Annotated in this window: 9 protein-coding genes and 1 pseudogene; 5 read left to right on the top strand and 5 right to left on the bottom strand. The window is 72.1% G+C overall.

Going from position 1 to position 10383, the window contains the following annotated elements:
• Positions 1-112 precede the first annotated feature (112 nt).
• Entirely contained in the window at positions 113-988 is an 876-nt protein-coding gene (locus tag ABT367_RS38645; protein ID WP_352258304.1) for an SGNH/GDSL hydrolase family protein, read from the top strand.
• A 195-nt stretch (positions 989-1183) separates the two neighbouring features.
• Here ABT367_RS38645 and ABT367_RS38640 read toward each other — a convergent pair whose 3' ends face one another.
• The 5 genes from ABT367_RS38640 to ABT367_RS38620 all read right to left on the bottom strand — a co-directional run bounded on the left by ABT367_RS38640 (position 1184) and on the right by ABT367_RS38620 (position 5740).
• Positions 1184-2041, bottom strand: a complete 858-nt coding sequence (locus ABT367_RS38640) for a biotin-dependent carboxyltransferase family protein (protein ID WP_352258302.1) — start codon at positions 2039-2041, stop codon at positions 1184-1186.
• Between the two features lie 82 nt (positions 2042-2123).
• On the bottom strand, positions 2124-2768 hold the full coding sequence (locus tag ABT367_RS38635) for a 5-oxoprolinase subunit B family protein (RefSeq protein ID WP_352258300.1): 645 nt from the start codon (positions 2766-2768) through the stop codon (positions 2124-2126).
• Entirely contained in the window at positions 2765-3514 is a 750-nt protein-coding gene (locus ABT367_RS38630; protein ID WP_352258299.1) for a LamB/YcsF family protein, read from the bottom strand. The genes ABT367_RS38635 and ABT367_RS38630 overlap by 4 nt, the downstream gene beginning before the upstream one ends.
• 109 nt (positions 3515-3623) lie before the next feature.
• A complete protein-coding gene (locus ABT367_RS38625; RefSeq protein WP_352258298.1) occupies positions 3624-4442 on the bottom strand; it encodes a putative hydro-lyase in 819 nt (272 codons plus the stop codon).
• Positions 4439-5740 carry an MFS transporter gene (locus ABT367_RS38620; RefSeq protein WP_352258296.1) on the bottom strand — a complete coding sequence of 434 codons (1302 nt, stop codon included), beginning with the start codon at positions 5738-5740 and terminating at the stop codon, positions 4439-4441. Before ABT367_RS38620 ends, ABT367_RS38625 begins: the two co-directional genes overlap by 4 nt.
• A gap of 178 nt (positions 5741-5918) precedes the next feature.
• On the opposite strand from ABT367_RS38620, the gene ABT367_RS38615 reads away from it, so the two are divergent.
• The 4 genes and pseudogenes from ABT367_RS38615 to ABT367_RS38600 form a co-directional block, all read left to right on the top strand.
• Complete coding sequence (locus ABT367_RS38615) at positions 5919-6617, top strand: GntR family transcriptional regulator (protein ID WP_352258294.1); 699 nt, start codon at positions 5919-5921, stop codon at positions 6615-6617.
• Between the two features lie 123 nt (positions 6618-6740).
• On the top strand, positions 6741-8246 hold the full coding sequence (locus ABT367_RS38610; RefSeq protein WP_165333811.1) for a hypothetical protein: 1506 nt from the start codon (positions 6741-6743) through the stop codon (positions 8244-8246).
• Between the two features lie 124 nt (positions 8247-8370).
• Complete coding sequence (locus ABT367_RS38605; protein ID WP_352258292.1) at positions 8371-9267, top strand: hypothetical protein; 897 nt, start codon at positions 8371-8373, stop codon at positions 9265-9267.
• Between the two features lie 53 nt (positions 9268-9320).
• Positions 9321-10383 (top strand): annotated as a pseudogene (locus ABT367_RS38600) (hypothetical protein); the annotation flags it as partial.

Raw genomic sequence — 10383 nt, 5'->3', positions numbered from 1 at the left:
GTGCGGCTCGTGCGCGGGCCGAGTGCTTCGGGTGGGACCGGGCGGTGGCCGCCTTTCTGGCGGCGCATGATGCGTCGGCTCCCGCCGGGGCCCTCGTGCGGGAGGTGCGGTCGTGAGGCGCGCCCTGCGGTTCGCGGCGCTCGGGGACTCGCTCACCGAAGGGGTGGGGGATCCCGTCGGGGATACGTGGCGGGGGTGGGCCGCGCTGCTCGCGCCGACGCTCGCTCCGGCGGAACAGCCCGTGGAATTCCGTAACTTCGCGGTCAGCGGTGCCCAGACGCGTGACGTCCTCGAGCGCCAGGCGCCGGGTGCGCTGGCCTTCGCGCCCGACGTGGTGTCGGTGGTCGTGGGCGTCAACGACACCCTGCGGTGCACCTTCGACATCCAGGCGGTGGCGGCCCGGCTCGACACCGTCTACGGGGCGTTCACCGCGCGGGGCGCGGTGCTCCTGACCGCGTGCCTGCCCGACCCCGGGGCCATGCTCGGGTTGCCGGGCGCGCTCGCCCGGCCGCTCGCGCGGCGGCAGCGGGCGGTGAACGCGGTGGTGCACGCGCTGTCGGAGCGGTACGGGGCGGTGCATCTGCATGCGGCGCATGATGCGTGGGTCGCGGATCGGGCGATGTGGAGTGCGGACCGGTTGCATCCGGGGGAGCGGGGCCACCGGATGCTCGCCGCCCGCTTCCATGCGCGGCTCTCGGCTCTGGGGCATGAGGTGGGTCCCTCACCGTCCCTCGCACCCGGGCAGGCTGCGCCCACGCGGTCGGCCGGTGTGTGGTGGCTGGCCACGGCGGGGACGGGGTGGGTGGTGCGGCGGTGTGCGGATCTGTTGCCGCAGCTTCTGACGCTGGCCGCGCATGAGGTGCGCCATCGGGTGCGGGGCACATCGGTCGCTCTGGACGTGCGGTCTGCTCGTGCGGTGGCGGCGGCGTTGGCCTCGGTGTCGGGTGCGGCTTCGGCTTCGGCGGGGGAGGTGGTGGGGGCGGCGTGAAGTGTGCGGGTGGGTGGCGCCTGCGGCGGGCCTTTCTCCCCGCCCCGCCCCTTCCCGAAACCGGGGCTTCGCCCCGGACCCCGCATCCGAACTTCGTTCGGATCTGCTCAAACGCCGCAGGGGCTGGATGGGTTGCTCAAGCGCCGCAGGGGCTGGCTGAAGGATCTGCTCAAGCGCCGCAGGGCTGAAGTGGTCTCAACCGATGAACCGAACCGGCGTCCCCGGTGCGGCCTGTGCCGCGGCCGGTAGGTCGGGGGTGCGGACTACCGCCACCACCGGGTAGCCCCCCGTCGTCGGGTGGTCCGCCAGGAAGATGACCGGGTGGCCGTTCGGGGGGACCTGGACTGCGCCCAGGACCAGGCCCTCGCTGGGGAGTTCGCGCAGGATCGCGCGCTCCAGGGGCGGGCCCTCCGTGCGCAGGCCGATGCGGTTGCTCGTGGAGGAGACACGGTAGGTGCGGGTGGTGAGCGTGGTGCGGGCGCTGTCCGTGATCCAGTCGGCGCGGGGTCCTGGCGCGATGCGCAACACGAGCTCCGTGGGCGGTGCGAGCTGTGGGCCGAGGTCCACGGGAGTGTACGAGGAGCCGGCGGCGCCGAGCGGAAGGACCGTGCCGTCCGTGAGCGGGGCCGGGCCCAGGCCCGAGAGCAGGTCCGTCGAGCGGCTGCCGAGCACCGGGTCCACGTCGAGGCCGCCGGAGACGGCGACGTAGGAACGTACACCTGAAGTGGCCGTGCCCACCCCGAGCAGCGCGCCCGCGGGGGCCCGGACCGGGGCGCCCCAGGCGGCGGGCCGGCCGTCCACCGTCACCGGGCAGGGCGCGCCCGTGACCGCCACCGTCACCGGGCAACGCGGGCGCAGCGCAACGCCGTTGAGGGTGGTCTCCAGGAGCGCCGCGTCGGGCGCGTTGCCGACGAGGCGGTTCGCGAGGAGGCCGGCGGGGGCGTCGAGCATGCCGGAGGGCGGTACGCCGAGATGGGCGTGGCCGGGGCGGCCGCGGTCCTGGACCGTGCTCAGCGCGCCGGCCCGTACGACGACGAGGGCGCGGTCGGTCATGCGGACTCCCCGCGCAGGCGGCACCGGGAGCGCTCCGATCGCGGTGCGCAGGGCGTGCGGAAGGCCGGCGCGGCGGACGCGCTCACGAGGCGTCCCCGTCGATCCGGAACCGTACGGGCGTGCCCGGTGCGAGGAGCGCGGCCGGCGTACGGGTGTGATCCCACAGGACGGCGTCCGTGCTGCCGATGATCTGCCAGCCCCCGGGCGAGGAGCGTGGATAGACGCCCGTGTACGGGCCGGCCAGGGCCACCGCGCCGGCCGGGACCGAGGGGCGCGGGCTGGGGCGGCGGGTGACCGCGTACCGCTCGGGCAGACCGGTCAGATAGCCGAAGCCGGGCGCGAACCCGCAGAAGGCGACGCGGAATTCGAGCGCCGAGTGGATCCGGCCGACCTCGGTGACGGGCACGTCCCAGACCGCGGCGACCTCGGCCAGGTCGGGGCCGTCATAACGGACGGGGATGTCGATCACGTGGCCGGTCGGTGCCGGTGCGGGCGGTACCACGAGCGCGGCCAGACGGGCCGCGACCTGGCGCGGAGGCTCGCCCAGGCCGTCGAGGAGTACGGTGCGGGCGGCGGGGACGAGTTCCCGCACCGCGGGGAAGGCGCCCGCCGCGCGGAGCCGTATCAACTCCGCGTGCAGAGCCTGGGCTTCGGGGCCGCTGTCGAGCTCGACGAGCAGGGCGTCGTCACCGACGGGCAGGATGCGCCGGGCCGAGGAGGCGCTCATGCGAAGGCCGCCACTTCGATGCCGCTCTCCAGGAGCCGTGCCCGTACACGGCGGGCGAGTTCCACCGCCCCTGGCGTATCGCCGTGCAGGCACAGCGAGCGCGCCCTGACCGTGATCGGCCGCCCGTCGAGCGAGCTCACCGCGCAGTCACGGGCCAGACCGAGCGAGCGCTCCACGACCGCCGACGGATCGGTGACGACGGCGCCCTCGCGCGTACGGGGCACGAGCGTGCCCTCGTCCGTGTAGGCGCGGTCCGCGAACGCCTCGGCGACCACCGGCAGCCCGGCCTTCGCGGCGGCCTCGAGGAACCGCGAACCCGGCAGCCCGAGCACCGGCAGTCCGCCCGCGAGCAGCACGCCGTCTACCACCGCGCCGGCCTGCTCCTCGTCGTGCACGATGCGGTTGTAGAGCGCGCCGTGCGGCTTCACGTACGCGACACCAGCACCGGCCGCACGGGCGAAGACCTCCAACGCGCCGATCTGGTACGCAACTTCGGCAGCGAGCTCGTCCGCGGGCACGTCCATCGCGCGGCGCCCGAAGCCGGCCAGATCGCGGTACGAGACCTGCGCGCCGATCCGCACGCCTCGTTCGGCCGCCAGTCGGCAGACCCGCCGCATGGTGGCCGCGTCTCCCGCGTGGAAGCCGCAGGCGACGTTGGCGCTGGTGACGACCGAGAGCAGTTGCTCGTCCTCGGTCAGCCGCCAGCGCCCGAAGCCTTCGCCGAGGTCGGCGTTGAGATCGATCACAGGTCTTACAGGTCCTACAGGACTCACAGGACTCACAGGACTCAGAGGACTCACAGGATTCATGTGCCGGGTACGTGCCTTCGGTGCGGAGTGATGGTCGAACGGTGCTTCAAATGACGCGGTACGTGTCGTCGCGTACGTCGGTGATGAGCATCCGGCCCGGTGCGTGGGTGATTGCGAACGGTGGCCGGGACTCCATGACGGCCGCCTGCGGGGTGACCCCGCAGCCCCAGAACACCGGGATCTCGTCGGGCCGTATGTCCACGGGATCCCCGAAGTCCGGCCTCCCGAGGTCCTCGATCCCGAGCACCGACGGGTCCCCGCAGTGCACCGGACTGCCGTGCACGGCGGGCAGCAGGGCCGTCTCGCGGATGGCCGTGGACAGCTTTTCCGGCGGCACCGGCCGCATGGAGACCACCAGGCGCCCGTGCAGCCGTCCCGCGCCGCGGCACGGGCGGTCGGTGAGGTACATCGGCACGTTCCGGCCCTGCTCCACGTGGCGCATCGGGACCCCGGCGGCGGTCAGCGCGGCCTCGAAGGTGAAGCTGCACCCGATCAGGAACGCCACCAGATCGTCCCGCCACCACCCGGTCACCTCGGCGGGCTCATCGGTCAACTCGCCGTCCTGCCACACCCGGTAGCGCGGCAAGTCGGTGCGCAGATCCGCGCCGGGCGCCAGCCGGGTGCGCCAGTCGCCGGCGTCGGTGACGTCGAGCACCGGGCAGGGCTTGGGATTGCGCTGGCAGAACAGGAGCATGTCGTACGCCCAGTCCGCGGGCACCGCGATCAGGTTGGCCTGGGTGTGGCCGGGCACCCAGCCCGCCGTCGGTTCGTCGGCGCCCGCGCGGAAGTGGGCGCGCGCCGCGCGGGGCTTGCGGCGGTGGGACGGCAACTGCCGCTCGGCGTAAGGGAGCGAGGGCCTGGTCATGTCAGCTCCCGGCCGCGGGTCTCGGGCAGGCCGAACAGGGCGATCACCGCGATGCCGTACGCCAGCGCGCCGAAGATCAGGGCACCGCCGACGCCCCAGCTGTCCGACAGGAAGCCGACCAGCGTCGGGAAGATGGCGCCGACACCGCGTCCGGCGTTGTACGTGAAGCCCTGGCCCGTGCCGCGGACAGCCGTCGGATAGAGCTCGGCGAGGAAGGAACCGAAGCCGCTGAAGATCGCCGACATGCAGAAGCCGAGCGGGAAACTCACCAGGAGCAGCAGCCCGTTGGAGCCCTCGGGGATGGAGCCGAAGGCCAGGATGCACAGTGCGGACAGGACGGCGAACAGGGCGATGTTGCGTTTGCGGCCGAGTACGTCGGTGAGATAGCCGCCGGTGAGATAGCCGATGAAGGCACCCGAGATCAGGACGGCCAGATAACCGCCCGTGCCGACGACGGTCAGGCCGCGCTCGGTCTTGAGGAAGGTCGGCACCCAGGTGGCCAGGGTGTAGTAGCCGCCCTGGACGCCCGTGGAGAGCAGACCGGCGAAGAGCGTGGTGCGCAGCAGGCCCGGCTTGAAGATGGCCGTGAAACTGCCCTTGTTCGGGCTCTTCTTGCGGGCTTCGGCGGCCTCGGGAGCGTCCTGCACGTTACGGCGCACATAGAGCACGAGCAGCGCGGGCAGCGCGCCGGTCCAGAACATGACGCGCCAGGCGAGGTCGTCGCCGAGGAACTGGAAGACCAGCGTGTAGACGATCACGGCCAGACCCCAGCCCGCCGCCCAGGCGCTCTGGATGGCGCCGAGAGTGCGGCCGCGGTGCTTGGCGCTCGCGTACTCGGCGACGAGGATCGCGCCGACCGCCCACTCACCGCCGAAGCCAAGGCCCTGCAGGGCGCGGAAGACAAGCAGCGTCTCGTAGTCGGGCGCGAAACCGCAGGCCACGGTGAAGACGGCATACGTCACGACCGTGACGATCAGCGCCTGCACACGGCCTATCCGGTCGGCGAGCACCCCGGCGAGTGCTCCGCCCACGGCGGAGACGACCAGGGTGACGGTGGTGAAGAGTCCGGTCTGTCCGTTGTTCAGACCGAAGTAGGCCGCGATCGCGACCATGCTCAGGGGCAGCGTGAAGTAGTCGTAACTGTCCAGCGCATAGCCGCCGAACGCACCGCCGAAGGCGCGTCGGCCGCGCGGGCCGAGCGCTTTGAACCAGGCCAACGGGCCCTGGTCCTCGGCGAGTTGGGGGACGGGACTCGGGGGAGCGGCGGTCACGTCGCGAGAAGGTGGGGTCGCGGTCATCCGGGGCACCTCGCTGTCGGTGGAGGGGGAGGAGCGTGCCTGTGCGGGTGTGGCCGTGCCGTGCGGGGAGTGCGGGGGTGCGGGTGACTGTCACCGTAGAGGATTGTTCAACGATCCCTCAATACCCATGTGGGAGGGTTCTTGGATTCCGAATGGATTCTGCGGTTGAATCCAGTGCATGAACGGACTCGTGGACGACCGCGCGCTGTTGGGCCGCACCAGCACCGCGGAGCGGGTCGCCGACATCCTGCGCGGGCGGATCGCGGACGGTTACTTCCCGCCCGGCGAGCGGCTGTCGGAGGAAACCATCGGTACGGCCCTCAAGGTCTCGCGCAACACCTTGCGCGAGGCGTTCCGCCTGCTCACGCATGAGCGGCTGCTCGTCCATGAACTCAACCGGGGCGTCTTCGTACGGGTTCTGACCGTCGAGGACGTCGAGGACATCTACCGCACGCGACACCTCGTCGAATGCGCGGTCGTACGAGGGCTCGGCAGGCCGCCGTACGCACTCGACGGCCTGCGTACGGCCGTCGAGGAGGGCCGGCGGGCGGCTGGGGCCGAGGACTGGACGGGTGTCGGGACGGCCAATATCCGCTTCCACAGCGAACTCGTCGCCCTGGCGGGCAGCGCGCGCACCGACGAACTGATGCGCAGCGTCTTCGCCGAACTGCGTCTGGCCTTCCACCTCGTCGACGATCCGCACCGCCTGCACGAGCCGTATCTCGGGCGCAACGCCGAGCTGCTCGACACGCTGGAGGCGGGCGGGCGCGCGGCGGCGGAGAAACTGCTCGCCGGGTATCTGGACGACTCGCGCAAGCGGGTCGTGGCGGCGTACGCGGGGCGGCTTTCCGGGCCTGACGGCGCCGGTGAGTTGTGAGACGGATCGCGCCGGCGAGTTGTGAGACGGATCACGCCCGATCCATGCCTCCATGCACCGGGACAAGCAGTCCCAACTGCGCCGTTTCGGTCGTTGTCAGTGTGAGCGCCTAACCTCTACGTCGTGACTGCTCCTGCCCCGGCGAAGATCCATCCGTCTCCGGCACCGGGCCCGGCCGCCGACGAGGGCCTGGCGCGGCGCCTGCGCGCGCTCGCGTGCACGGCGCCCCTGCACGACCTCGATGTGCGCAAGGCCAATCTCGCCGGTGAGTACACGGTGTACGCGATGGCCGAGGTCGCCCTCTCGGCGATCGACCTCGTCACGCTCAACATGGACTTCGACACCGGCGCCGACCACGAGCAGATAGTGGCTCGTCTCATCCCGCGCATCGCCGCCCAGGCCCCGCAGCGGCCGCAGGCCGAGCACGAGCGGGTGGCCCGCTGGGTCCTGGAGAACCTGATCAACGTCGGCAGCGTCGACCGCGGCTTCCGCGCCGTGTACGGCACTTTCGCGACCGACGGCAGCTATGTGCGACGCGACTACGACTTCAAGCTGATCGAAGAGGTGCCGGGATACGGGGGAGGTGTCTATCTCCGTACGACGGACGAGGCCGTCAACGTGCTGGTGGGCGCCCTCGACACCGATGTGACCAGCGCCCAGATCGCCGCCGAGGTGAAGCTGGAGGTCCTGATCAGCCGGGGCCGGCTGGCCGACGCGCAGCTCGCCGCCGAGCAGGCCCGCTACCGGACCGTGCAGTACTCGGAGACGCTGCGGCGCGCGCTGGACGCGACGCGTCGCAACGTGCGCGCGGTCGACTGGCTGGAAGCCGTGCCCGACATGATCGCCGAGGCGCTCGACCATGTCGCCGACCGCTACCGGCATGAGAACGCGATCCTCACCAACATCCGCAAGGCCCGCGACGAGGCCGAGGACCATGAGCACAAGCGGCGGGCCGCCGAGCTCGTCGACATCGTCAAGGACTGCATCCGCCGCCACACCCAGCTCCAGTCGCGGCTCCTCGAAGCGGGCCCGCTCTTCCGCGCCGAGCAGGACCGTCAGGCCTTCGCGCCGCCTACTGGCCGGGTCGGGCTCGATCTGTACGGACAGCTCGTGGCGCCCGTCCTTCCGCTGCCGGTCGAGCAGGCGATCCGGGTGACCGACGCGTTCTTCGCGCGCGGGACCGGACTGCGCACGCCCACGTCCGTACGGGTGGGTGATCTCGTCGACATACTGCTGACGCCGCCGCTGGAGCGGGAGCACCTCGGTGCCGAGATGCCCGAGCCGGATCTGATCGCCACGCCCGACGACAGCCGGTTCAGCGAGGAGCAGCTGGCCCGGGCCATGGAGCTGCTCGACCTGGAGCACGAGGCGCCGCGACGGCTGTCCGGGCTGCTCGCCGACGCCCGCCGGATCGATCCCGAACTGCCGTATCTCGTGGCCTTGTTGGCGGTGCACGCGGCCAGCCCGCCGGTCGGCACGGCCTACCGCCAGGGTGAGCCGAAGCTGCTCTTCGCCGTGGACGACGGGACGGAGCTCGACGATCCCGAGTTCGGGGGCGCCGACCTCATCGTCGGCACCGCACTGCTCGACGCGGTCGGGATGGCCGCCGCCCGGACGGAGGCGGCGTGACGTCCGTACGCGCACAGCACCTCAGCACCCTTTGCGCACAGCACCTCAGCACCCTTTGTGTTGAGCACCTCAGCACCCTTTGCGTTCAGCACCACCGCACCCTTCGCGACAAGGAGCCCCGCCCGTGAGCGACAAGGACGTCGAGGCCGGCGCCTGGGGCGAGAGTGAAAGCCGCCCCGCCGCACCCGCGCCGGTCACCCCTGCCGACGCGGCCGACGCCGCACGCCTGGTCTCGTTCGGACTGCAGCCCAAGCTGCTGCCCGCCAGGGACGCCGAGTACGCCGAGCTCCTCCGCCGCTACCGCGAGGACCCGCCGTTCGCCCGGCTCGCCGACGCGGTGGCCAGCGGGCTCGGCCTGGTCGTCCTCGAGGTGTCCCCGCGCGCGGGCATGGCGGTGACGGCCGCCGAGGATTCGCTGTTCGCGGTACGGATGGGGGACTACGCGCGCCGGGCGTCCTCGGACGCCGGCGACCGTTTCCTGCACGGGCTGGCCCACCTCGCGCTCGCCGCCCTCGCCTTCCCGCGGCCCGAGGACCTGGCCGACGACGGGTACATCGGGCGGATCACGGTCAACGGCGTGGACGCTTTCGTACGGCAGGCCTGTCAGCGCCTCGAAGAGCGCGCCGAAGAGGCGGGCGAGAACACCGACCCCGCCTCCGACGCCCCGGGCCTGGAATCCGCCTGGCGGATCTGGGCGCGGCGCAGCTCCACCGGTGCCACCAAGGACGCGCGGCGGCTTGCCGGTTCGACCACCGGAATCGTCTCCAAGGCGGCCGCGTTCCTCACCGACTCCGGGTTTCTGCAGCGCACCGGGGACGACTCCGGAGGCACGTATCGCACGACGCCTCGTTATCAGCTGCAGGTGCGCGACATGGCCGGTTCCGCGGCCATGGCAGAGCTGCTCGATCTCGGGGTCGTCCCGGTGAGCGACGGCTCCGCGAGCCTGGTGCCGCCCACGGACGGCGAGGACCTGGAGCTGGTGGCGGGGGCGGGACTTCCGTTCCACGCCGACAGCACCTGACGCCTGACCCATAAGACTTCCCGCTCCGCCCACCACGCTCACGAGAGTCCGCCATGTACGAGCTGTCCCGGGTCCGCCTCTACTCCATCGGCCCCGCCGGTGCGCGCTATGCCGACACGGTCCTTGACCTGCGCGGTGTGGGCGAGCCCGTGCCCGATCCCGCGCCGCAGCAGGCCGAGTTCTTCCGCGAAGAGCCGACGGGGCCGCAGCGCCGCCCCGCGCCGGCCGGTGTGCTGTTCCTGGAGAACGGCGGCGGCAAGTCGGTGCTCCTCAAGCTGATCTTCTCGGTGATGCTGCCCGGCCACCGCAACACCCTCGGCGGTGCCAGCTCCGGTGTGCTGCGCAAGTTCCTGCTCGCGGACGACTGCGGGCATGTGGCCCTGGAGTGGCAGCACACCCTGACCGGTGAGTGCGTGGTCGTGGGCAAGGCCAGCGAGTGGCGCGGACGCCAGGTCTCCAACGACCCGCGGAAGTTCGCCGAGGCCTGGTACTCGTTCCGGCCCGGACCGGGCCTCAGCCTCGACAACCTGCCGGTCGCCGAGGCCACCTCCGTACGGCCCGTCGCCGAGGGCGCCTCCGGTGCGCAGGGGCGGCGGCGCACGATGAAGGGCTTCCGTGACGCGCTGACCGAGGCGGGCAAGGCGTATCCGCATCTCGAAGTGCACTGGGAGGAGATCCACGACCGGTGGAACGAGCACCTCGGCGACCTCGGACTCGATCCCGAACTCTTCCGCTACCAGCGGGAGATGAACGCCGACGAAGGTGAGGCCGCGGGCCTCTTCGCGGTCAAGAAGGACTCCGACTTCACGGACCTGCTGCTGCGCGCCGTCACCGACACCCGCGACACGGACGGTCTCGCCGACCTGGTCGGCGGGTTCGGCAACAAGCTGGGGCGCCGTGCCGAGCTGATCGCCGAGCGGGACTTCACGGCCGGTTCGGTCGATCTGCTCGGCCGGATCGTCGAGGCCACCGAGACCCGGGCGCGGGCGCGCGAGGTGCACGCGGCCGCCGAGCGGCGCACCCGCACCCTGGCCCGGCGCCTGTCCGCGCGGTCCGTGGTGGAGCGGGCCCGGGCCGCGGAGCTGGCCCAGCAGGTCACGAACGCCGCGCACACGG

Source organism: Streptomyces mesophilus (assembly GCF_040300965.1).
In the GTDB taxonomy this organism is placed as follows: Bacteria; Actinomycetota; Actinomycetes; order Streptomycetales; family Streptomycetaceae; genus Streptomyces; species Streptomyces mesophilus_A.
This window is presented reverse-complemented; position numbering and strand designations above follow the sequence as displayed.

Bases quoted from the DNA above. Each gene is read 5' to 3' on its own strand.
- ABT367_RS38640 (WP_352258302.1), bottom strand. From the start codon at position 2,041: ATGACCGACCGCGCCCTCGTCGTCGTACGGGCCGGCGCGCTGAGCACG.
- ABT367_RS38635 (WP_352258300.1), bottom strand. From the start codon at position 2,768: ATGAGCGCCTCCTCGGCCCGGCGCATCCTGCCCGTCGGTGACGACGCC.
- ABT367_RS38625 (WP_352258298.1), bottom strand. From the start codon at position 4,442: ATGACCAGGCCCTCGCTCCCTTACGCCGAGCGGCAGTTGCCGTCCCAC.
- ABT367_RS38620 (WP_352258296.1), bottom strand. From the start codon at position 5,740: ATGACCGCGACCCCACCTTCTCGCGACGTGACCGCCGCTCCCCCGAGT.
- ABT367_RS38615 (WP_352258294.1), top strand. From the start codon at position 5,919: ATGAACGGACTCGTGGACGACCGCGCGCTGTTGGGCCGCACCAGCACC.